16 protein-coding genes and 2 tRNA genes are annotated in these 23,442 nt (G+C 55.6%); 8 read left to right on the forward strand and 10 right to left on the reverse strand.

Translation table 11 applies throughout. The features are described from left to right. Window positions 1–8: 8 nt before the first annotated feature. Complete coding sequence (locus tag SH410x_RS01895) at window positions 9–3,110, forward strand: sacsin N-terminal ATP-binding-like domain-containing protein (RefSeq protein WP_473677225.1); 3,102 nt, start codon at window positions 9–11, stop codon at window positions 3,108–3,110. Window positions 3,111–3,237: 127 nt separating this feature from the next. On the opposite strand, the gene SH410x_RS01900 is transcribed toward SH410x_RS01895, so the two are convergent. Further along, window positions 3,238–3,726, reverse strand: a complete 489-nt coding sequence (locus SH410x_RS01900; RefSeq protein ID WP_473674114.1) for a hypothetical protein — start codon at window positions 3,724–3,726, stop codon at window positions 3,238–3,240. A gap of 723 nt (window positions 3,727–4,449) precedes the next feature. Between SH410x_RS01900 and SH410x_RS01905 the strand changes: the two genes are divergently transcribed. Further along, window positions 4,450–4,755, forward strand: a complete 306-nt coding sequence (locus tag SH410x_RS01905; RefSeq protein ID WP_473674116.1) for a hypothetical protein — start codon at window positions 4,450–4,452, stop codon at window positions 4,753–4,755. A gap of 976 nt (window positions 4,756–5,731) precedes the next feature. Here SH410x_RS01905 and SH410x_RS01910 read toward each other — a convergent pair. The 4 genes from SH410x_RS01910 to SH410x_RS01925 form a co-directional block, all read right to left on the reverse strand. After that, window positions 5,732–5,803, reverse strand: a tRNA-Arg gene (locus SH410x_RS01910). A gap of 86 nt (window positions 5,804–5,889) precedes the next feature. Beyond that, a tRNA-Leu gene (locus SH410x_RS01915) sits at window positions 5,890–5,958 on the reverse strand. A gap of 99 nt (window positions 5,959–6,057) precedes the next feature. Continuing rightward, window positions 6,058–6,945: an AAA family ATPase gene (locus tag SH410x_RS01920; protein ID WP_473674118.1), complete on the reverse strand. Its 888-nt coding sequence runs from the start codon at window positions 6,943–6,945 to the stop codon at window positions 6,058–6,060. 31 nt (window positions 6,946–6,976) lie between these two features. Beyond that, on the reverse strand, window positions 6,977–7,390 hold the full coding sequence (locus tag SH410x_RS01925; protein ID WP_473674120.1) for a hypothetical protein: 414 nt from the start codon (window positions 7,388–7,390) through the stop codon (window positions 6,977–6,979). Between the two features lie 8 nt (window positions 7,391–7,398). On the opposite strand from SH410x_RS01925, the gene SH410x_RS01930 reads away from it, so the two are divergent. Beyond that, on the forward strand, window positions 7,399–7,593 hold the full coding sequence (locus SH410x_RS01930; RefSeq protein WP_473674122.1) for a transposase: 195 nt from the start codon (window positions 7,399–7,401) through the stop codon (window positions 7,591–7,593). 626 nt (window positions 7,594–8,219) lie between these two features. Here the strand turns inward: SH410x_RS01930 and SH410x_RS01935 are convergent. From SH410x_RS01935 to SH410x_RS01950, 4 genes are read right to left on the reverse strand one after another with little or no spacing between them, the layout of a single operon-like run. Beyond that, entirely contained in the window at window positions 8,220–9,125 is a 906-nt protein-coding gene (locus SH410x_RS01935) for a hypothetical protein (RefSeq protein ID WP_473674124.1), read from the reverse strand. Window positions 9,126–9,174: 49 nt separating this feature from the next. Continuing rightward, on the reverse strand, window positions 9,175–9,630 hold the full coding sequence (locus SH410x_RS01940; protein ID WP_473670559.1) for a methyltransferase domain-containing protein: 456 nt from the start codon (window positions 9,628–9,630) through the stop codon (window positions 9,175–9,177). Continuing rightward, window positions 9,608–9,847 (reverse strand): hypothetical protein, encoded by a 240-nt coding sequence (locus SH410x_RS01945; protein WP_473670557.1) that lies wholly within the window; start codon window positions 9,845–9,847, stop codon window positions 9,608–9,610. The genes SH410x_RS01940 and SH410x_RS01945 overlap by 23 nt, the downstream gene beginning before the upstream one ends. A gap of 34 nt (window positions 9,848–9,881) precedes the next feature. Further along, entirely contained in the window at window positions 9,882–10,292 is a 411-nt protein-coding gene (locus tag SH410x_RS01950) for a hypothetical protein (RefSeq protein ID WP_473674126.1), read from the reverse strand. Between the two features lie 185 nt (window positions 10,293–10,477). On the opposite strand from SH410x_RS01950, the gene SH410x_RS01955 reads away from it, so the two are divergent. From SH410x_RS01955 to SH410x_RS01970, 4 genes are all read left to right on the forward strand, one after another. Then, entirely contained in the window at window positions 10,478–11,392 is a 915-nt protein-coding gene (locus SH410x_RS01955) for an anti-sigma factor family protein (RefSeq protein WP_473674128.1), read from the forward strand. A gap of 9 nt (window positions 11,393–11,401) precedes the next feature. Further along, window positions 11,402–13,723 carry a heavy metal-binding domain-containing protein gene (locus tag SH410x_RS01960; protein WP_473674130.1) on the forward strand — a complete coding sequence of 774 codons (2,322 nt, stop codon included), beginning with the start codon at window positions 11,402–11,404 and terminating at the stop codon, window positions 13,721–13,723. A gap of 15 nt (window positions 13,724–13,738) precedes the next feature. After that, complete coding sequence (locus tag SH410x_RS01965) at window positions 13,739–17,716, forward strand: efflux RND transporter permease subunit (protein WP_473674132.1); 3,978 nt, start codon at window positions 13,739–13,741, stop codon at window positions 17,714–17,716. 150 nt (window positions 17,717–17,866) lie between these two features. Next, window positions 17,867–18,418, forward strand: coding sequence for an RNA polymerase sigma factor (locus SH410x_RS01970; protein WP_473674134.1), 552 nt, complete (start codon window positions 17,867–17,869; stop codon window positions 18,416–18,418). A 166-nt stretch (window positions 18,419–18,584) separates the two neighbouring features. On the opposite strand, the gene SH410x_RS01975 is transcribed toward SH410x_RS01970, so the two are convergent. Next, window positions 18,585–20,336, reverse strand: a complete 1,752-nt coding sequence (locus SH410x_RS01975; protein WP_473674135.1) for a TolC family protein — start codon at window positions 20,334–20,336, stop codon at window positions 18,585–18,587. A gap of 971 nt (window positions 20,337–21,307) precedes the next feature. Between SH410x_RS01975 and SH410x_RS01980 the strand changes: the two genes are divergently transcribed. After that, window positions 21,308–23,431 (forward strand): heavy metal-binding domain-containing protein, encoded by a 2,124-nt coding sequence (locus tag SH410x_RS01980; RefSeq protein WP_473674137.1) that lies wholly within the window; start codon window positions 21,308–21,310, stop codon window positions 23,429–23,431. The last annotated feature ends 11 nt before the right edge of the window (window positions 23,432–23,442 follow it).

The raw sequence follows: 23,442 nt of genomic DNA on the forward strand, positions 1-23,442 counted from the left end.
TCGAACAGGTGCGGGCAAAAAGACAAAAACTGGCGGATGTTTTAGTCGACGAAGAGTACTCGGGGCTTCGGCAATTCGTTGAAGAACTTTACCCCGACAAGGCTCACTTTATCTATGAGTTGCTGCAAAATGCCGAGGACACCGGGGCACGAATTGTCCAGTTTCGGTTGGAGAAACATCGACTCATCTTTGCTCACGATGGAAGGTCGTTTACGGAGGACGATGTTTGGGGAATCACCAACATTGGCAAGGGAACCAAGCGAGACGACGAAGACAAAATTGGTCGCTTCGGTGTTGGCTTCAAGGCCGTGTTCGCCTATTCCGAGACTCCCTCAGTCTGGTCACCGACACACAACTTCCGAATCAGTGATCTCGTTCTTCCCACTGAAATTCCGCCACGTACGCCGGCAGACAACGCAACTGTCTTTAGTTTTCCATTTAATAATGCGAAAAAATCGCCACAGGCTGCCTTTAGCGAGACGGCAGAGGGACTGCAGTTGCTTTCCGAAGAGTTGCTGCTCTTCTTGAACCATATTCATCGAGTAAAATGGGAGGTCATAGACGGTGACAAAGGTGAACTGAAACGCATCGACCGACCGCCTCATGTGATCGAAGTTCAGAAGATAGTCGATCGCAAGATAATCGCTAGTTCGTCTTTCCTACGATTCAAACAGTCAGTAGGCGGTCTCCCTTCGCAGAACGTGGCCGTTGCGTTTCCACTGGAGGCGAAAAACAGTGATACTGCGCGGCGCGACTCCGATCCGATTTCAGAGGCATTCCGCGTTGTTCCACCTTCACTCGCGCGGGTGTCTGTCTATTTCCCTGCTGAGAAGGAAGTCTCTGGGCTAAGGTTCCATATTCACGCGCCGTTTGTGCCGGAGTTGAGCCGAGCGAGTATTAAGGACACGCCAGCGAACGAACCATTGTTTCAACAGTTGGCGCACCTGCTACCGGAGTCACTGAAAATGATCCGTGACCTTGGTCTATTGACCGTAGACTTTCTGAATGTGCTTCCACATCACAACGATACAATACCGTTAAAGTATCGGGCGATTCGCGATGCGATTATCGATTCAATGAACGTGGATTCGCTAACGCCTACTATGTCCAAAACCCATTTCCCAGCACGGAAGTTGCTTCAAGCGAAGGCCGTCCTAAAAGAACTGTTAACAGTCGATGATCTTCGGCAGATTTTAAACGACGATAACGCATGTGATTGGGCAATTGCTGCACCACAACGAAACAGTCACGCGGATCGCCTATTGGCTAGTCTTGATATTCGACGCTGGGACATTGATTGTTTTGCTAGTTTGCTTGCGAGACGAAAATGCGAGGATTGGTTTCGGGATGTTCGAAGCCGCAGACAACAAATGCCGGAGCCAAGCGAGGAATTTGACGATTGGTTGGCATCTAAGCCTGCCGATTGGTTTCAACTACTGTACGCAATGCTCTACCGAGAATTTGGCGAGAAGGGCGTTCTCGATCGGTTTAAAGCAATGCGAATTGTTCGCTTAGTCGACCACAGTTTCGCAATGCCGGATCAGGCTTTTTTTGGCAAGAGTGCGACACAGAATGATGACCGCTTTCCCAAGGTGGACTCGCATGTTTTTGAAAGCGGTAAGAGCAAAGTAGATCAGGAAGCAGCGAAGAGGTTTCTCGAAGTTGCAGGGGTTCGTGCCGTCGGTGAACTCGAAGAAATTCAAGCGATCCTTGATACATACTATTTGAATAAATCGACACGAAATTTCTCTGACCATCTCAGTGATTTAAGCCGTTTTCTTAAGCTAATTCATTCAAAACCGAGATCAGTCGATCTATTTGCAGAACGCCACGTGCTGCTCAGCGAAACTGACATCTGGTCGCGTCCATCCGAGTTGTATCTGGATGAGCCATACTGCGCGAGTGGACTATCTGCATTCTTCCAAACCGTTGGTACGAGACGCGGTCCTCTCGCCCTATCTAGAAAGTATGCAGAATTTGACGGAATAGCTAAGATAGCTTTTGAGTTTGCCGAAACTATCGGTGTATTGTCAAGCCTCCAAATTTCCACGACGAGTTGCAACGCGAATATCAACGCGACATATCTCGTTGAACAGGCGCCTGGAAATCCAAGTCGCTATCAGATCGACGAAGACTATCAAATTATTGGTTTAGACGAAGCGTTGCTAAATCCGTCCGTACCGCTGGCCAGACTGCTATGGAAGACGCTCTCACGGCACGAGGACTCAAGCTGGACTCGTGCGAAATACCGCAACAATCTAACGCAGCCTACGCGTGAATCGGTCTCTCAGCTTGCTTATATCTTGCGTGATTCGAGATGGTTACCGCAGCGCGGCGGTGATTTCGTTCGACCGGCCGACGCCGATACCCGATTGTTACCGGATGACTTCGAGTACGCCCCAGGTTGGGAATGGCTCACTGCGATCGCGTTTGGCGCAAACATCGCAAAGCGATCCGAGGAGTACAAAAAGAAAAAGGAGTTCGCCGTTGAGTTGGGCTTCAACGATGATCAGTCGCTCGAGGATGCCAAGTGGTTTGCAGCCCTAGATGCCGACGCGCGGCAATCGTTCAGATCTGAATATCGCTCAAGAACGAACGTTGAACTACCAGAACGCTCGCCCGCCAATCCCGAACGACGAGCCGAAAAAGTAAGTCAACTCGCTTTGGACGCTCCCGAAGATGAGAAGGAGAACCGACCGAGATCAGTTTCAACGGTCAGCCCCAGCGTTAAAAAGGAGATAAAAACGTATCTGTGCGAGCAATACACCAATGCTGATGGAGCTATGTTTTGCCAAATTTGTCAGAACGCCGTTCCGTTTTCTTTGGCCAACGGTGATCCCTACTTTGAGACCGTTCAATTCATTCCCAAGACTAAGAAACTACACTTCCAAAACTATCTCGCACTCTGCCCCAACCACGCGGCGATGGTTCAGTTTGCCAACGAATCGAAGGACGCGATCGCTGAGCAATTTGCTAGTCTCGACGGTGATCGTTTGCCGATCGTCCTCGCTGGGAAGTCGTTCGACGTCTTGTTCACCGAAACACACCGTAGAGATCTGCAGGCGGTCATTAAAGCGTCCCCGCAATCCGGGATCGTCCAAAATCCGTAGTATCGCCAGCACTCGGATAGATCAAGTGCGCGGATGAACGAGGAATTCCAACACAACAAGTTGCTTGAGTTCGTCGATGCTTTGAAACCTAGTTGATAGCTTACGCGGCGTTTTTCGGAAAATCCACTCAAATGTTGTCGCTACTCCAGCGAGATTCGACGCATGAGCCGAAGCGCTTTTCCACATGTCCGCCCGTTCGCGTCAACAATCGCTTAAAGCACGTTTCGGAATCAAAAATGAAACACGCCTTGTTAATCGGAACGCCGTGTCCCGCTATGCGAGTACTTCCAAACGCGGTAATTCCGTTCAGGCTCGGGAATCCAGGCTCTAGTCGATTGAAAATTGCGTGCCAAAGCTCCGTCAACTCATCCGCATTTTGCACGCAAGTGTCGTGACCATACCCGCTATCGTCAATTTTTAGGTCAATAGTCTCGACGAGCGTCTGTCGCATTTCATCCAAACTGCTGTGAGCATTGAGTGAATCCAAGCCTACGAAATCCTTTCGATACTCGCGACGCCACTGGCGAGTCATCGCCGAGAAATGCCGACAAGCACGCAGTAAATCAAATCGCTCTTCCTCCCTTAGTGACGCCAGCACGTTATCGTAGGGGATCACGATTCCGCTATTTGAAATGTCTCTAGCTGGGCGACCCTGAAACTGCCTTTCAGCCCAAGCTGCGAAGACTTCTCGACAAGGCCTACATATGGCCTGAGCTTCATCGCTTCGACTACGCTCTCGCCAAGGCTTGAGACCGCCGTCCTTTCAAGCTTCACGCCCGGTTAATTGCCGGACAGCTTCGAGCCCAAGTCGGGCCCAACGGGGCAAAGCCCTGATCCTTTTGCTGGGTCAGGACCACCGTCGTAGCTGCATGGCCCAGCCGATCTTTGACGGAGTTCTCGACCCGCTCGTGATTCACGATCCACTCACAAGCCAAATCGTTCGTTTGTGGGACGCGGGAACTCGAGACGTTCGAGCGATCGCGAAACAGTGCGGGGTGCATTCCACTAGGCTCCCCACCGGAAGGTTTTGAGTGATGAGCCAACGGACCTCCCTTTCGCTCGCGTTGATACCTGCATCCTCAAGCAGTTTTCGCAATATGGTTCTCCCGGGCATTGGCACTTCGGGATAGCCGAACGTGGCCAGAATGGGCCCCGCCGCTTCGAGCAGTCGCTCTCGCGTTTCTTGGGGGCTTGAACGAGGCTTGACGCGAGGCCGTGCCGTTCGCGTCTGACACCAATCCCCCCACTTCCGCACTGACTTCTGGCAGCGAGTCATGAGAAATCGGCTGTGCCACTGCTGAGGCGAGCAGAGGGTCGTCGTTGGCCAGAGAAACAGTCCGTGGGTGTTGCTCTCCAACTTTACCTGTTTAAGCTCGTTGCCCACGATACCGCCGTGCACTTCTTCCCGCACACCACGGAACACTGCGCTGCAAAGCTTCCGGGCCTAAGCTACGAGCATGACTCGGCTGGCAACGCTCTTGCCGCGATGGTCAAACCGGGACTAATCGAATTTCGCCATCATCGATCTTTCTCTGATGCTCGTGTGCGAATGATCGCCAGACGCATCATGATGCACCCCGACTCTTGCTTCACGGCGCTGTTCACCGTCACTTACCAAGGGCGAACTTTGATCGCGGGTGCCTGATAGTACGCTGGCCGCGACGGTCGTCACGGTTTTGGATCGAGTTTCGGTTGTGGTTTTCATGTTTCCGTAATCGTTGAAAGATTGAATTGTGCAGGCGTGTTCTCTGTCGGGCAGCGAGTTTGGATTACTCGCGGCCCGTCGTAATGGCGAAACAGGAATGTAAAACACGCATAGTTCGATCTCTCGAGACGATTGGGGAAAACGCGACTAACGAAGTGGTTGAATCAGAATCGCTTCGATGCTCTATCCAATTGAGCTACGGCACCGCTTGGCAATGCCGGCGGGAATCGAACCCGCAACCTCCGAATTAAGATGTACTCCGAAACGGCAGTTAGTCGTGTACGATGGGCGACGAAGTTTTTGGCCGGAGGTTTCTTTCTGAGCTACCGGCGTTCCTTGCGGATACCGAGCGGGGCTTGAACCCGCGGCCTCGTCGATCGCTCGACGCGCTCTACCTATGTACTCCGAACCGGCAGTCGCCTTGTTCTGGTGTTGTTTGTAAAAACGATTGACGAAGTTTGTTAATCAGACGGTTCGATGCTCTACCAACTGAGCTACGAAGCGAACGCAAGGTTCGCTTCGGTGGGACTCGAACCCACGACAGTCGAGGTGATGTAGTCCAATCAGGCAGTCAATCGTGTAGGGGTGGCGACGAAGTTTTGGCCAGACGTTTTTACTGAGCTACTCGCGAACACTTGTCCGCTGGCGGGGATCGAATCCGGCACACTCCGAGAACATTCGATCTCGGCTCTGGTTCAGAGCCGAGTAACTCGCCCAGTCTTCGAACCTGGTCCGACAGTTTCGAAGACTGCCATGCTGTCCAGCACACCCGCGAGTCATTTGATTGTCTTCATCATTCATAGTCACAAGAGCCGACGACTGGGTTCGCACCAGCATGGGTCACGCCAAAAAAAATGACAGCCAAGAGCGGTGCCATTCTACATCGAGCCACGTCGGCTGGCTTTGTTTCCATCAGTAGCCCGACCAGGAATCGAACCCGGAACTTCTGGTTAGAAGCCAGAGATGATGTCCGTTTCACCATCGAGCCGTTTCAAACAAGCGGAAGGCGAGGGAGTCCGATGCATTACCTTGTCTGCCACAATCCCATGTGTCGTCGTTGATGTTTCGTTTCAGTCGGCGTGGCGGGAATTGAACCCGCGACCGTCGCCTTATAAGGACGCCGCTCTCACCCCTGATACGCCGGGGCATTATTGATATTCAGCGGTTGCCCGCCGAACGCATTGCCTTCGTATATCTGTTCGAGTCGACTGGATTGAATATTTGATAACATCAGAAAGCTCGTTACTCGCTCGTGGCGTGAATGTGACTTGTGTGTTCGAAGAGATAGACTATCTCGCGGCCGGATGGTTCACCAAAATGACAGATTCCGTAAAAACAATCTCCGCGACATGGCCTCGAATGGACTTGGAACACTGACAATTCGACAAAGTCTTCGTTGCCATGGGCTGGGCGCCGTGGTGAAAGCACATGCCTTGAGCGTTTGCCAATGGAGTGTCGCGGACGGGCCGATCGCCGGATAACAGATTGACGCTGGTGCATGCGTCGATCGGAATATTTGGGAGCCAGCGTGTGAACTGGTGACAGGCCTCCCAGGCTGCTGAAGTCCTCGCCGCCGCGATACAGCGAAAGCAATCCGCTTTTCTTGAGCGTTTGGGTCTTCATTTCCCAAACCGCATCGGCAGTGATCCGTTCCTGACGGACCAGTGACAAGCTGAAAGCGTTCTCGGCTTCCATGCGAGTCAAGCCAGCCGCGGCGTCGATCACCGTTTGAAGTTCAGAGTCTTTCGGCAATTCCCCCTCTTCAGTGGCGATTCCCCGAGCGATCTCATCGAGTTCCTGGCGGTTGGGCAGGTCATGCTCCATCACGACGAACATCTTTTCGAGTTCCGTCGGGATCTGCACCACCGGCGAAAGCACGACCACGATCGTGCGGTTCTGCTTGCCAGCCACGATCTGCCGTGCCAGCGCCTGGACGACCTCAGCGGATTGCAAGAACCGATGAAAGTTCGCGTATCGCCAGCCGGGAAGGCTGACAATCACGCCGGTTGCCTCGCTGCTAAACAGCTTGACCGTGCCCCGCGTGGGCGGATCGAGTTGGAGACGACGGCAAGCGGAACCAACCGCGACCTCGTCTCGAACTTCTGTTTTGATTTCCACAATGTGGCTCATGGATTGGTTCTCCTTTGCTTAAGTGAAATGGTTAAATCGGTGGCTCGACGTCATCCGTCGAGTCACCACTGAACAATGCGTGATTGGTTTCCTCGTCGTCGTGATCCAACGCTGGACGCCAAGACGCAGGCCCCGGCAACAACCTTGGTTCATCCGATGTCATTTCGAGAACGAGCATCTCAGCGACGGCCGCATGGTCCGGTTCTTGCAAATACATTTGCCGGATCACGAACACCGCGACGACGAGTGGCAGCACGCACGCAACGGTCAGCCCAAAGTTCTGAATCACCGTCGCGATGATCGGATCTCGGTGACGTTGCGATGCGATATCGCGACGATCCTGTTCGAGCTGGTTATGGCCAGAGTAGATGACCGATTGTTGTTCATTGAGCTGCGAAGTCATCGCAGTTTGGGCGGCGAGCCACCGCGACAGGACTTTCACCATTGAAGACGATGGCCAAAACCCTGACGCGGCTTGAGGAAGGGCTGTTGAGTTATTTCAAACACCGGATTTCTTCTGGACCGATGGAGGGCACCAATAACAAAATCAAGACGCTCCAACGACAATCCTACGGCATTCGTGATCGCGAATACTTCGAACTACTGCTTTATTCGCTCCATCAGAAAAAGTACGCTTTAGTCGGATGAGCCAAAAAAGACACGTTTTCGCGTCCAAAACGGTGTTCTGTCGCCGCGGTAATACGCCGAGGTGGCCAAGACCGAAGCAAGCTTCGCGGCTGGCTGAGTTGCGGAGGTTTGTCCAACCGCCGCGCCGTAGCAGAATTGCCAAGTCGCATCGGTCGAGTTGACCGATGCAGCGAAATATCGGTCCAGTTCATAACCCCGCAGTCGCTGATCCGAATCCGATTCCCACAACTTCTCGGAACGATCAAAGGCGTTTCCGACCCTGATGTGAACAAGGGGTCGACATGGCTCCCATGTCAGCCTTTTTTTTTACGCCGTATTTCGCGGTGCTTGCGAATTCACCGACGCCCGGCCGAGTTCTTCGTTTCTCTGCCCGCGTCATGAATTGGGTAATGGGATCGGCGGTGATTTGGCCTCTCTGGGCGGGATTTCTTTGTTTCTCTGCCGCTCCGGGTTAAGGAATGTCTTAATCGCCCTGACGGTCCCAACGTGAAAAGGGTTTGGCTCGGCAAAACGCTCGCTTTTTGCGAGACTAGTTTTTGCTACCTCCTAAGAAGAGCCGGTCTCTTGGGAGACCGGCCGAGAACGCTGGGTAATGCGGCTTAGAGAAACCAAGAATAGTGTCGCTGCTAGAACGCGGGCGGTGTGACGCCTTTGGCTTTTAAGGCGGCGAGGTATTTGTCTGGCTCGGCGGCTAGCTTTTTGGCGCAGCCGGGGCAGCAGATGTAGACGGCTTTACCGTTCACATTCACTTTGCCGGGGACGCCCATGCCGCCGAGTGGTTCGTCCATCACGGGGCACGTTTTCTGAGCGGCGATCGCGTCGGCGTCGGCGAGCGTCGACTGGAAGACACCTTCGCGGACCTGTTCGCCTTTGGCGGTGTAGTACTCGGTCAGATATTGCTGCGGCGATGCTTCGACTTTCTTCGTGCAGCCGGCACAGCAAACGAACAGCGATTTGTCGCCGATCGAGATCTTGGGTGGCTTGCCCATCGAGCCGAGTGGTTGGCCGCTAACGGGGCACGTGGCTTGAAGGCTGATGAGTAACTCGTCGGATAGTTTGCCGCTGGCGAGTTTCCCCATCGCGTGGAAGCCGAGCGGTTCGCTGCCGATGTTTGTGATCTGGACGTTCATGTGCAGCGGCTGATCAGCGACCTTGGAAAGATCCACGCCGACTCCGATGGCGAGGTTGTTCAGTGTCTTGAGTTCGTAGTTGTATTCCTTCTCGCTGTCGCCGACACGCAATTTCAAGGTGCCAGTCGCATCGGGTGGTGCGATCGGTTGGTCGTTGCTGCCAAGGATCATGAACATGATACCTTTGTCGGCGATCACGGTTTCGACACGGCGTTCGCCAACGATTTGCACGGTCCCGCCGTGTGGGCCAGCGGTCGCTTCGGCGGCATGACCGGCGTGCTGGTGAGCCGCGTGGTCATGGTCAGCGTGGTTGTGCGGTGTGGCCGCTTCTTGGGCAAATACGAACTGGGGTGCTGCCAACAGTGCGGCAGTGCATACGGTTGCGAAGAATTGACGTCTCATGGAATGTTCCGTTGCGGAGGAAATTGGGAGAAAGGCGATCCGTCGTGGGTTAGCTTGTGTGGTGATACACGTGGAAGACAGCCGATCCGTACTCGTAAATCAGGGACTGCTCGAAATACTCGGCGTCGGCCAACAACTCTGGGAACCGAAATTCGTCGATGATCAAACAAAGGTCGCGAGGGTGTTCCTTGAGCGACGACCGGATCATTTCGAGGAAGCGATCGGTAACGGGGTAGTCTAACGGTGAGTAGAGAAAGAAGACGGTTTCGTTTCCGGCCATCTGATAGTCGAGAATATTTGTGCAGGTGACTTTGATCGAATCAGCATTGGGACAGACCTTGCCGAACGCCTCGACGTTTCGCTCCGCGATCCGGCATAACGCGGGCGAGATTTCCAAGTCGAGGACTTGGTCGAATCCGTGTTCCGTAGCGAGCAACAAGACTCGGCCCTTGCCGCATCCAACGTCGACGAACACGCCTTCGTCAGGGAGGTCGACCTTGTCCACGATCTTGCGAAAGTACCTCGCACGCGTTGGCTTGTATTTTACCAGTGTGCTGTTTGTCTTCTTCGCTGATGTCCAGGTCGTTGATTGCGACCTCGGTTCGGGTATCAAGCTTGTAGCGTTTATCGAACGTGTAGTCGTCGATGACGCTCAAGACACTTTGCATCGTCGTTGTCTGTCTCGTGGAGGAAATCTGTTTCAGGAACTCATTAGTGGCCATTGGTACTTTCGGGATTAAGCTTTGTCGTTGCCGGTTACTTCAATTTTGAGAGATATTTGTCGGGGTCGGCGAGCAGTTTTTCCTTGCAGCCGTCACAGCAAATCCACACAGACTTGCCGTTCACATCGACCTTCTCCGGGGCTCCCATCGTGCCGAGCATCTCGTCGCTGACGGGGCACATGTGTTGGGCCATCGCGGACTTGGAGTCTTCCGGCGACAGTTCTTTCAGACCGAGCATCATCTTGGCCATCGGTGAATCGGCATCCATGGCGGCGTGGTCATGGTCGGCGTGTTCGCCGTGGTCATGATCCGAATGGTCATCGGCTGTTTCGCTGGCGGGGGTCGCCGGCGGAATGATGGGATCGGTCTCGGGCTTTTTGCAGCCGTAGAGACCCAGTACGAGTAGACCGCCAAGCAGGACGGGAAGCGATTTTGTCAAACGCATTGGATTTGCCTTTGCAGAGATACGAGGGCGGATGTTCCGTCGAATGTGCGTTTGGATGCGTGGGGCGTGGCTTTCTTCACGACTTGGCGAGAGAATTATCTTTTTCTGCTGAAACCGTGAAGAAATGGACTCGTCGAGCATCCAAAACCACGTCAGCAAAAACGCCCCTGGAGAATGAGCGGGTCATGTCTACGAACGAGTGCCAATCGGTGCAGCCTTTTCTGTCGGCCTACCACGACGGTGAGTTGTCGGCTGCGCAGGTTGCTGTGATCACGAAACACGTCGAATCGTGCTCAGCGTGCTCGTCCGAACTGGAAGCGATCGCATCGCTTGGTTCGATTTTCTATCAGGCTCCCGTCCTGGCGAAACCGGCCGATCTGTGGCAGCGAATTGAACGTGAGCTTCCGACGCCAGCAGAGCCGGTAACACTGTCGCGGAGATTTGGCGTTTGGGTTCGCGAGTCACCGTACGGGGCGGGATTGGTTTCGACGGCGGCGTCCGTTTTGGTGCTGCTGGGTGCGGGACTTTGGTACGGCGGCGACAATAAGCACGACATGGCTGGCAACGGTGGTAAGATGGCGATGCACGGCAGCGACGGGCATACCCACAACAATAAGATGCCAGCCGAGCACATGGCCGAGTTCGCCGGCGTGATGACCGACTATTTGCAGAAATTGCCCAGCGATCCGGACGCTGCGGAAAAGATGCTGCTGTCGAAGTACAGCGGCGAAACCGTCGACTCGGATGGTGCTGTGAGGTTGGTCGGCTATCGACCGATCATCTCAGGCGGATTGCCAGAGGGTTATTCATTGGCGTCGACCAGCGTGTTGAAGATGCCGTGTTGCACGTGCGTGAAAGCGGTTTGCAAACGCAGTGACGGATCGACATTGGTGTTGTTTGAGCACGACGACGAAGACACCGCGTGGTTCGGCGATCGTCCCTCTACGATGGCGATGTGTGGCGACAAGGATTGCTGTCTCGTTGATCTCGATTCCAGCATCGCGGCGACCTGGAAGCAAGGCACACGAAGTGTGACCGCCGTCGGCGTTCGCGATCAAGAAGAAGTGGCGACGCTGGTGAATTGGTTGGACAAGTCTTAAGGAAATCTCATGAACGAACTGATCAAACGACACCGCGGAAAACTCTGGATTGCACAGGCGGTAGCGTTTGTGCTGTTCGGTGTGTTCGTTGCCTCGTGGTTTGGTGGCGGGGAATCAGGCGAGTCGAAAGTCTCTGCGACTTCCGCTACGGGGGAAGCTCAATCCAAGCCTTCGATCTGGACATGCAGCATGCACCCGCAGATTCGTCGGGACGGTCCAGGCAGTTGTCCGATCTGCGGGATGGACTTGGTGCCAGTCAGGGAATCGGCCGACGGAGTCCGCACGGTTTCGATCAGTTCAGAAATCAAGAGTCTGATGAAGGTGCAAGTCAGTCCCGTGCGTCGGCAATATGTGACGGCCGAAGTTCGCATGGTCGGCAAGATCGACTACGACGAAACTCGCCTCGCACACATCACCGCTTGGGTGCCTGGTCGCTTGGAACGCATGTTCGTTGATTTCACGGGCGTCGAAGTCAACAAGGGCGATCACATGGTGCAAATTTACAGCGAGTCACTTTACACGGCTCAAGAAGAATTGCTTTCCGTGACGAAGCGTGATCGACCGCTGAGTACCTCGCGCTTCATCGAACCACTTGATCTTGCCGAATCCGCTCGCGAGAAGCTGCGTTTGCTCGGTTTGACCTCAGAGCAAATTCAGGCCATCGAACAGCGAAGTAAGTCGTCCGAGACCGTAACGATCTATTCACCTGCCGGCGGCGTGGTGGTTGCGAAGAACAAGCAAGAAGGCGACCGTGTTCAAACTGGCGACCGCATCTACACCGTCGCTGACCTGAAGGTCTTATGGGTTCAGATGGATGCTTACGAATCGGACCTGGCTTGGTTGCGGTACGGGCAAGACGTCGAGTTCACGACAGAAGCATATCCCGGCGAGGTGTTCCGCGGCCGAATCGCGTTCATTGACCCAATACTTAACGAGGACACGCGAACCGTGAAGGTTCGAGTCAATGTGCCGAACGAAGATGGTCGCTTGAAGCCGGAAATGTTCGTGCGCGCAATCGTGCAGAGCAATATCGCGGCCGGCGGTCGAGTACTGAATGCTTCGCTGGCGGGAAAGTGGATCAGTCCGATGCACCCGGAAATCATCAAGGACCAACCGGGCGATTGTGACATTTGCGGCATGCCGTTGGTGCGAGCCGAGTCGCTTGGCTACGTCACAGCGGAGCCAACGAATGCCGCGAAGCCTTTAATCGTTCCCGTAAAGGCTGTGCTGCTGACTGGAACGCGAGCGATTGTGTACGTCCAGATTCCCGATGCAGAGAAGCCGACATACGCCGGTCGCGAGATCGTGATCGGGCCGCGAGCCGGCGACTTCTACCTAGTGAAGTCCGGGCTCGAAGAAGGCGACTTGGTCGTGACCAACGGCAACTTCAAACTCGATAGTGCGCTGCAGATTTCTGCGAAGCCCTCAATGATGACGCCGCAAGGTGGCGGCGGGGGAGGCCACAACCACGGCGGCATGGAAATGCCTAAGGCAGACGAAGGTGTGAAAATGGACACGAGTCCGATGGAGTTGGCTGCAGCGGTACGTGACGCGATGCAAGGTATTGTTGAGCGATACAAAAGGATTCTAGAAAAGGTCGAAGCGGCGAACCTCGCAGCGATTCGCGAAGGCTACGGTCAACTGGGTAAAAATGTGGAGGCCGTCCCGGCAGACTTGATCGGTCCTCAAATGCGACCGCAGTGGTTCGAGGTTGCGATGCTATTGCGGAACGATGTCACCGAAGGCCGCGAGGTCAATTCCATGCGTGATGCCGATCGGGTGTTCGCGTTGACTCGCCAGCACGTCGATCAGATGAAGGGTCAGTTTCCGTTGCCGATGTCGCATGACGAAATGCAGATGCCAGCGATGGCGACCATGGACGCTCCGCCAGAAGTCGTTGAACAACTCAGTGGTTTTGTCGCTCCTTACTTGCAACTTAGTCAAGCACTCGCGGCCGACGACATGGAAGCGGCGAAGCGAGCAGTCGAACCGTTGCATCGGAGATTGGCCGGCTTGCTGCCGATCGTCTCCAAAGCCAAATCGGTCGAAGTGTGGAGCAAAGAGAAACGCGACTTGTCTGAGATCATTGCACGACTGCAGAAGGCGAACGATCTCGAACCCTTGCGTAGCGGGTTCGCTTTACTGTCCGAGCAGATGTTGAGTCTCGAGCGGATGTTCGGACTGCCGACCGACGAAACCCTCTATGAGCTTCATTGCCCGATGGCCTTCGAGGGTCGCGGTGCGTCGTGGCTTCAATCCGATGACGCGGTTCGCAATCCGTACTACGGCGCTTCGATGCTGAAGTGTGCCGACAAAGTCGAAATGCTGTAGGCCAAGTAATTTAGCATGACAAACAACGATGAGACCATTGAAATCGCGAAACGCTCTATCCTTGGTCGACTGATCTGGTTCTGCTTGACCAATAAGCTGGTCATTTTGTTGTTGGTCATTGCGACGATGGGTTGGGGCGTCATGGTCGCTCCATTCGACTGGGACACCGGAGCGTTGCCTCGCGATCCCGTACCCGTCGATGCGATTCCGGACATCGGCGAGAACCAGCAAATTGTGTTCACGCAGTGGATGGGTCGTAGCCCGCAAGACGTGGAGGACCAAATCGGTTATCCGCTGACGGTCGCGCTTCTCGGTATTCCTGAAGTGAAGACGATCCGCAGCTATTCGATGTTCGGATTCTCGTCGATCTACATCATCTTTGGCGAAGACGCGGACTTCTATTGGTCGCGAACGCGGGTGATAGAAAAACTGAACAGTCTTCCGGCTGGAACCCTGCCGGAAAGTGTGCAACCCACGCTGGGACCGGACGCGACGGCGCTTGGACAGATCTATCTCTACACGCTCGAAGGCCGTGACCCGGATGGCAACGCGACGGGTGGTTGGGATTTGCGAGAGCTGCGAACGATCCAGGATTACTACGTTCGTTATTCGCTGATGTCAGCGGAAGGCATCAGTGAAGTCGCTTCGATCGGCGGCTTCGTTCAGGAATACCAAATTGACGTGGACCCGGACGCGATGCGGGCCGCTGGTGTGACGCTGGCCAATGTATTCGAGTCCATTCGCATGACAAATGTCGATGTCGGTGCGCGAACGATTGAATTGAACAAGGCCGAATACGTCATCCGGGGTCTCGGCTTTATCGAGAGCATTGAAGACATCGAGAAGACCGTCGTGAAGGTGACTGACAATGTGCCGATCACGGTGGCCGATGTTGGCAACGTATTGCTTGGGCCAGCGCTTCGTCGAGGTGCGCTCGACAAAGCCGGTGCCGAAGCCGTCGGCGGTGTCGCGGTCGTGCGTTACGGTTACAACCCGTTGGCGGCGATCAAGAACATCAAGCAACGTATTAAAGAAGTCTCGCCGGGTTTGCCGACGAAGGTGCTCGTTGATTACACCAAGACGTCGGCCGATGAAGTTGATCTGTACGCTGATCAGCATGACCTGGAGCCGATCACAGGAACAACCCCCAGCAGTGATGCGTGGGTGAAACATCTTCGTGGCATGCCTCAAGAACAGTGGCCGACCTGGATCACGACCAGCCAAGTCGCGGTCGTTCCCTTCTATGATCGTACGGGCTTGATCTACGAAACGCTGGGCACGCTAAACACGGCGCTCTTTGAAGAAATCCTCGTCACGATCATCGTGATCCTGGTGATGGTCATCCATCTGCGCAGCTCGTTCCTGATTAGCTCGCTGTTACCGCTGGCGGTACTGATGTGCTTCATCGCCATGAAGACTTTCGGCGTCGACGCCAACATTGTGGCGTTGTCAGGCATCGCGATCGCGATCGGGACAATGGTCGACATGGGAATCATTGTCACGGAGAATATTCTCAAATATCTCGATGAGGCCGATCCCGAAGACGACAAGATGACGTTGATCTTTAAGGCCAGTCACGAAGTGGCCGGTGCGGTGCTGACCGCCGTGACAACCACCGTGGTCAGTTTCCTGCCCGTGTTTACGATGATGGGTGCCGAAGGAAAACTGTTTCGGCCGCTCGCGTTCACCAAGACATTCGCGCTCGCTGCGTCAGTGATTGTCGCGTTGACCATCATTCCGCCAGCCGCCCACGTCCTGATGGGGGGACGCATTGAATCCAAGAGCCTGCGTCGCGGAGCTTGGTTCGCGTTGCTGATCCTGGGCATCGCCGCGTCGATGCTGCTGACGTGGTGGGTCGGTGCAATCTTGATCGTGTTGTCGGCATACAAGCTGTACGAAGAACGGATTCCCGAACGGTTCCAGCGATACGGTCCGTACGCAGCCAGTGCACTCGCGGCGTTGGTCGTCGGGGTGTTGCTGACTCAGGAATGGCTGCCGCTGGGGCCACAGAAAGGTTTGCTGCTGAATTTGCTGTTCGTCGGCGGATTAATCGGGAGCATCCTCGGGTTCTTTACCGTCTTTCAGCGATTCCTGTACGAACCGATCCTGCGTTGGTGCCTGAATCACAAACTTGCATTTCTTTGCTTGCCAACTGCGATCCTGATGTTCGGCGGATCGGCTTGGTTGGGCTTCGACAAGGTCTTCGGGTTCGTCCCCCAGACGCTCTCGATCGTTGGCGTTTCTGAAACGACCGTTCGACAGACCGCTCCTTGGAAAGCAGCAAGCAACTTACTGCCGGGTCTTGGCAAAGAGTTCATGCCACCGCTCGACGAAGGCTCGTTCCTTTACATGCCGACAACGATGCCGCACGCTTCGATCGGCGAAGCACTCGACGTGTTGCAGTTGCAAAACCGATTGCTCGTTTCGATTCCAGAAGTCGAATCGGTCGTCGGCAAGATCGGTCGCGCCGACACGCCGCTCGATCCGGCTCCCGTGTCGATGCTCGAAACCTACATCACTTACAAGTCGGAATACAAAACCGATCAAAACGGTCATCGGCTGAACTTTCGCTACGACAACGCATCCGAAGAATTTGTCCGCGACGAAGCAGGCGAGCTGATCCCTGATCCCGGCGGCCGACTGTTCCGACAATGGCGAGATGAGATTCGCAAGCCGGATGACATTTGGCAGGCGATCACGACGGCAGCCCAGATTCCCGGCACGACGTCGGCACCCAAATTGCAACCGATCGCTGCTCGGATCGTGATGCTGCAAAGCGGCATGCGGGCACCGATGGGAATGAAGGTCAAAGGTCCGGACCTTGAAACGATCGAACGGGTCGCGTTGGAGCTGGAAGCCTTGCTGAAGCAAGTCCCAACTGTCCAATCATCCGCCGTCATCGCCGATCGCATTGTCGGTAAACCGTACTTGGAAATCGATATCGACCGCGACGCGATCAAACGATACGGGCTGCACATCCGCAGCGTTCAGGACGTGATCGAAGTCGCGATCGGAGGCCGACAGATCACGACGACCGTCGAAGGCCGCGAACGATTCCCCGTTCGAGTGCGATACGCTCGCGAGTTGCGAGACGACCTGGAATCGCTCGAACGAATCCTTGTCCCAACGCCGATGGGACCACAAATTCCGCTCGGGCAACTCGCCGACATCCGTTACACCCGTGGCCCGCAGGTCATCAAGAGCGAAGACACATTCTTGCTTGGTTATGTGTTGTTCGACAAGCTGCCCGGTGAAGCGGAAGTCGATGTTGTCGAAGATGCCCAAGCGTTCCTGCAGGCTAAGATCGAGTCGGGCGAGTTCACGCTTCCCGCCGGCGTGACGTACACATTCGCAGGCAACTACGAAAATCAAATTCGATCGCAAAAGACTTTGTCGATCGTGTTGCCGCTAGCCCTCGGAATCATCTTTTTGATTTTGTATCTGCAATTCAAGTCGGCCATCACGACCTCATTGGTCTTCAGCGGCATCCTGATCGCATGGGCCGGTGGCTTCATCATGTTGTGGTTGTACGGTACCGAATGGTTCCTCGACTTCAGTTTACTCGGCACCAACATGCGAGAACTGTTTCAGGTCAAAACGATCAACCTCAGCGTCGCGGTCTGGGTCGGGTTCCTCGCCCTGTTCGGTATCGCCAGCGACGACGGCGTGATGATCGCATCGTACTTGGACGAGAGCTTTCGCAAGGACCACATCGAGAACGCCAAGCATGCACGCGAAGCCACCATTGCCGCTGGCATGCGTCGCGTTCGCCCCTGCTTGATGACCACGGCAACCACGCTGCTCGCATTGATTCCGATCCTCACCTCCACGGGACGTGGCAGCGACATCATGGTTCCGATGGCGATCCCCAGCTTTGGCGGCATGACGATCGAGATCATGACGATGCTGGTCGTACCGGTGCTGTATTGCGGTGCGATGGAATGGAAGCTGAGACTAGGAATCAAAGACGAGCGGTTCGTGAAGAACGCTTAGATCACATCAACGGTCTGTTAGGGTTTGGCGTCGACACTCCCGATGGCGTCCGCGACATGGTCGCTGCATGGCCATCGGCAGAAATCGACTTGCGGGTACGGGCTATAGACGTCCTGTTTACCCCCGGTGGGTATGAGTAGAATGGCGGAAATGGAGCCTTCGCATGAACCCCCTGCTCATGATTCGATTGACGACCCGACGGTGCAAGCCGCTGCGGCCGGCGATCGACGTGCGCTGCGGGAGATCTACGAGGCGACCAGCGATCGGGTGTTTCGGTTGATGGTTCGGATGGTCGGCGTCCAAGATGCCGACGACCTAACGCAGCAGGTCTACGTGCGAGCGTTTTCCAAGCTCAGTCAATTCAGTGGCGACTCGAAGTTCGAGACTTGGTTGTACCGCCTGGCGACCAACGAAGCCTTGCAACACTTGCGACGAGAAAAGCATCGGCGAACGAGCGAGTTGGTGGTTGAACCAACCTCAAGGCAAAGTGATTCCGTCGAACAAGACGAGCGTGCCCAATTTGTCCGACAAGCACTCGCCGCCCTCGACCCCGACCTGCGAGCGATCTTCACGCTCAAAGAAGAGAACGGATTGTCTTATCAAGAAATCGCCACGACGCTCAGCATCCCCGAAGGAACGGTCGGTTCACGGCTGAATCGGGCGCGGCGGGAATTGCGGAAACTGTTCGGGAAAATGAAGTGACTCGTCGTCCTCTGTGGAGCGTCCAAACGGATCACCGCCTCGAAATCTCAGCCGTATCAATTCGTTCTTCATGCGTTTTACTCCGGTAAGGTTCTTCGTTCCCTTGGAAGAGTTCGGATCGCAACATTCTCACAGAGAATTTTCAATAAACTCTTTGGTAGCCAAATCACGGTGATTGCGTTGAGTACGGGCATCCCACCGTGCGGTCGATCTGGGCGATCGTGCCGGCGATGGTGGCGTCGATGCGGGCGAGCTGAGTCTCGAACATTAAGAGTTCGCGATAGGTTTCGATCAGCGTGAAGAAGTCGGTGCGTTTGCCTCGGTAGTCAGCGATCGACAGTTTCAGTGTGTCTTCGGTGCGAGGAATGATGCGGTCTTGGTAGATGTCGCGTTGTTCGACCAGAGCGTCCGCTTGCACGATCAGGCGACGGATTTTGCCGTATAGCTCATCGCGTTCGGCTTCCAGGCGGCGGGTCGTGCTGCTGCGGCGGTGGGCGGCTTCGCGAATGCCGGCGTTGATCTTCTCACGCCAGATCGGCAGCGTCGTGCCGAAGCTGATGCTCAGGTTGTCGTTGCCGTCCGCGACGGGGCTGAGGACGTCGTGACCGTCGCTAATGATTCCCCAGTTGAGGCCGACGCTGAAATCAGGATATTGCTGCAAACATGCCAAGCGTTCTTTGTCACGATCGCGTTGAATTTCCCAGGCGAGGCCGCGCAATTTCGGATTGCACTGTTCGGCTTGGGCGATCAATGATTCGATCTGTTGTGGCGTGTCGGTGACGCCCAGTTCACTGGACGCTTCGGGAAGCAGGCCGACGGGTTGTTGCAGGAGTGTGGCCAAATCGGCTTGGGCGACCTGCTTCTGTTTGCGAAGCCCGATGAGCTTTTCATCGAGTCGATCGGTTTCCAGTTGAGCGCGAAGTACGTCTTGTTGCGAACCGCCACTGCGGTAGCGAGCCTCAGCAACGTCGGTCAGGTCAGCGACGAAGTCTTTGGTTTCTTCGATGATGCTGATCGCTCGGGTCGCGAACCAGACTTCGTAGTACGCCAGCCGCACGGACTCGGTGATCTCACGAGCGATCGCGTCGACTTCCGTTTGAGCCATCTGAACTTCGCGACTAGCGATGATGGCTTTCGTTTTCAGCTTGTCAGGGAATGGAACCATTTGATTGACCGACATCTGGTTGCCGACGCGTCCGGCTGCCGTTTGCAGGGCGTTGTCATGCAGTGGCCAGAACGTGTTGTTGAACGTCGGGTCGGGCAACGCCTTCGCTTGGGGGATGACGTTCGTTGCTGCTGAGACGCGCTGACGTGCGGCAAGGATCTTGGGGTGACGTGCCAACGCGGTGCCGACGAAGTACTCGACGGGCTGGCCGGTGGAGACTGGCGTCGCGATGGTTTCAGCTTGGCTCTCTTCGTCTGACTCGCCGGTTCCGGCAGAATCTTCATCCGACGCGTCGTCGGCATCGTCCTTGGCGTCGTCATCCGTGTCTTTCTCGTCAACGTCTAACTCCTCCGCCTCGATCTCCTGAGGCATCGCGTCCGGGTCGTCGTCTCTAGGCGGGTCAAGCTGCAAGAACTCGCCGAAGCTGCGATCACTCTGATCCTTGGATGGTTGGGCGAACACGGCGGGCGATGCGCCGAAGTCGCCGTCGTTGTAGCCAACCGCCTGGACGGGAGTGGACGACGGCTGAGCGATCACTTGGCTCCAATCAACGTCGCTCAGGACGTTGGGTTCCGGAGCCGAATCCTGGATCGGTTGCGCAGCGACAGCGGTCCCTTGCGGCGTCGAAAGCGACGTTTTTGTCAACGAAACGCCTCGCCCGGTCGCGCAGCCAGACACTGTCGCGGCGACCATTGCTGCCAATAGAAGGCGTTTGGCGTGCTTCGTGTCGGGGGTTCGCAATTGCCAATCCATGGCGTCCGAGTCCTAATGAGCTATAATTCAACTGTCAAAGTTTGCCCAACCGGTTAATTCCTATTGAACATTTCGGCCAGATTTCCGATACAGTTCATATACCTGGCATGGGTATACTTTTCGGAAGGTCACAGTGAGCCACTCCCCCCTAATTCGTACCGCCGTCAATCTTTGTCTAATCGCTGCAATAGTGATTCAGCCGATGGCGATCGTGGCTGCGCAGGGAACATGTGCTCAAGGCGTTCGAAATGGCGCGTGTTGCGACGCTAAAACGGTCTGCACCGCGTGCAAGAGCTGCGAAGTCGAAACGGATGGCGACCTGTGCGGTTGCTGCAGCGGAAGCGAAGACAACGCCGCTAGCTGCTGCACGAAGAAGACCGGCAAGCCGAAGGTCGACGAATTGTTCGGAGCGATTTCCGACGTTGTGCCGGAGCCGCCCAAGACTGACAACGAGTCGCTGACACAAGAAACGATTTCATCGTGCATGTGTGGTATTCACTCTGAACCTGTCGCGCCGTTGCCCCATCGAGTTCCGGCTCCTCAAGTTCGCAGCTTTGTGGTGATCGCGTATTTGGATCACGTCGCAACCGACACGGGTCTTGTGGCTCGTTCAAATCCCGCGACATCACGTCTCCCAATCGGCGACCTCTCACCGCATTTCTCTCAGCGGTTTCTTTGCATCTGGCGTATTTAACGGCGTCTTCATAGGAGAGCTGCGCGCTCGCAGGTCTTCGACTCCCAGTTGGCTCCCAAGCGAATGATGCTGCGCGCTCATTGGTTGCGAAGCCCATCCAGATGCAACCCCAACGCGATTCGATCGCGTCACCCAAAACAATGAACCGGTCACAGCCTGGAAGCAACTGACCGGTCGGCGATTCGTGCCTTGCATGCGTCGTCGGCCGGTCGCCTCTACGCTGAACGCGTATGGATGGAACCATCGCGTTACGCCGGCAACCGCCGTGAGCAATTTTATGAATCAGGATGAGCCCAGCAAACCCGACAGCATCGACGTTGAAGACCAAGTTAATAGCGTGGATGTGACCGCGCCGGTCGAGAACGCGCCAACGGAAACCAGGACCGAAACAACGCCACCCCAAGTCTCCGCAGAGCCAACGGCCAAGGAGAGTGATGGCGGTACGAAGTGGCTGGTCCGCACCGGCGCGCAAGCGGCCACGGTCGTCGTAGTCGTCGGGCTGATCTTCTTTCTGCTCGGCGTCGCACAGCGAACGAAGTGGTTGACGGCGGATGGCTTTTCCGGCGGGCAAGGCGAAGCCGTCGCGGAAGCTGGCGGCGGCGAAGACAAACGATACATCTGTCCGATGATGTGTACGCCACCATCAACCGAACCTGGTCGCTGCCCTGTTTGCGCGATGGAGTTAGTCGAAGCGACTGGTGGCGGAGGCGGCGATGGCATCTCGGTCACGATTGAATCCGCCGCTCGGCGATTGGTCGGTATTCAAACCGCGATGTCGAAGATGGGCGAAGTCAATCGCACGATCCGCACCATTGGCTCGATCGACTTTGACGAAAGCCGCTTGTCGACCATCAGTGCCTACATCGACGGCCGTCTGGAAAAGATGTACGCCAACTATGCCGGTGTGAAAGTCAACGAAGGCGACGACCTAGCGTTGATCTACAGCCCGCAACTCTACACCGCTCAGACAGAGTTCATCACCAGCATGAACAGCGACGGCAAGATTGGGCGTTTTCAAATCTCAGGAGGTGACCTCAACAAGATGGCCCGCGAGAACCTCGCCGAGCTTGGGATGACGCAAAGCCAGATCGACTTGTTGGCAAAAACCGGCAAGCCGATGTCACGTATCCGCATCAAGTCCCCTCAGAGCGGTACGGTGATCGAGAAGTCAGCCGTCGACGGCGACTACGTGAAGACCGGCCACAAACTGTACCGTGTCGCCGATCTAAGCAGCGTTTGGTTGATGCTTGATCTGTTTCCCGACGACGCGTCTTCAGTTCGATTCGGGCAACAAGTCGAAGCCGAAATTCAGTCGATGCCCGGCGAAGTCTTCACGGGCCGTGTTGCGTTCATCGACCCTACCGTCAATCCGACAACGCGAACCGTTCGTGTGCGTGTGGAAATCATGAACTTCGACGGCAAATTGCGACCGGGCGACTACGCGACCGCACGCGTGACTGTACCCGCAATCCCAATGGACGAGGTCTACGATCCGGCGCTGGCGAACAAGTACATCAGCCCCATGCACCCGCAAGTGATCCGTGACGAGCCGGGGACATGCCCCTTGTGTGACATGGACCTCGTGCCGACATCGCAACTCGGTTTCTCGTCGGAGCCATTGCCTATGCAGCAAGTCGTCACGGTCCCTCGCGACGCGGTTTTGCTGGCCGGCGAGAACAGTGTGATCTATGTCGAAACGGAACCGGGACGGTTTGAGATTCGCCGTGTCACCATCGGCCCAATGAATCGCAAGGAAGCGGTCATCATCGAAGGACTTTCCGCCGGTGAGACCGTTGCCACGGGCGGCAATTTCCTGATCGACTCGCAAATGCAACTCGCTGGCAACCCATCGTTGATGGACCCAACCAAGGCTCCGAGTTACTCTCCAGGACCGTTGGAACTTCCAAAATCCAACCCTGTGATGTTGGCGGTCTACGCTGGCAAGCAGTTTGATCGAGCCTACGACGCCTACTTTGAGATTCAGTGTGCGATGGCGGCTGACCAGACGCCTCCGCCGGTCGCATTGAACACAATGATCGAGGGACTGCGAGAACTGGAGATGTCGGCCAGCGTTCCCGATGAAGCTCAACGCAAGTTCGCAATCGCTCGTCGTGCGGCATCACGTATGGACGGATCGTTAGAAACGGCTCGCGAAGCCTATCGCGGCGTCAGTCATGCGATGCTGCGAGCCGCAACGGTCGCTCGTGGCCCGAAGACGGCCATGAACCTGACGCACTATTACTGCCCCATGGTTCCCGGCGGCGGGGGCGATTGGATGCAGCCTGGCGGCGACTTGGCGAACCCCTATTGGGGCAGCGAAATGTTGACGTGCGGAGAGGTCGTTGAAGACATGGTGATGCCGGTTGGCAAAACTCCCTCAATCGCGCGATCGGTGCAGTAAGGAAACGAACC

Source organism: Rhodopirellula sp. SH410, assembly GCF_055811895.1.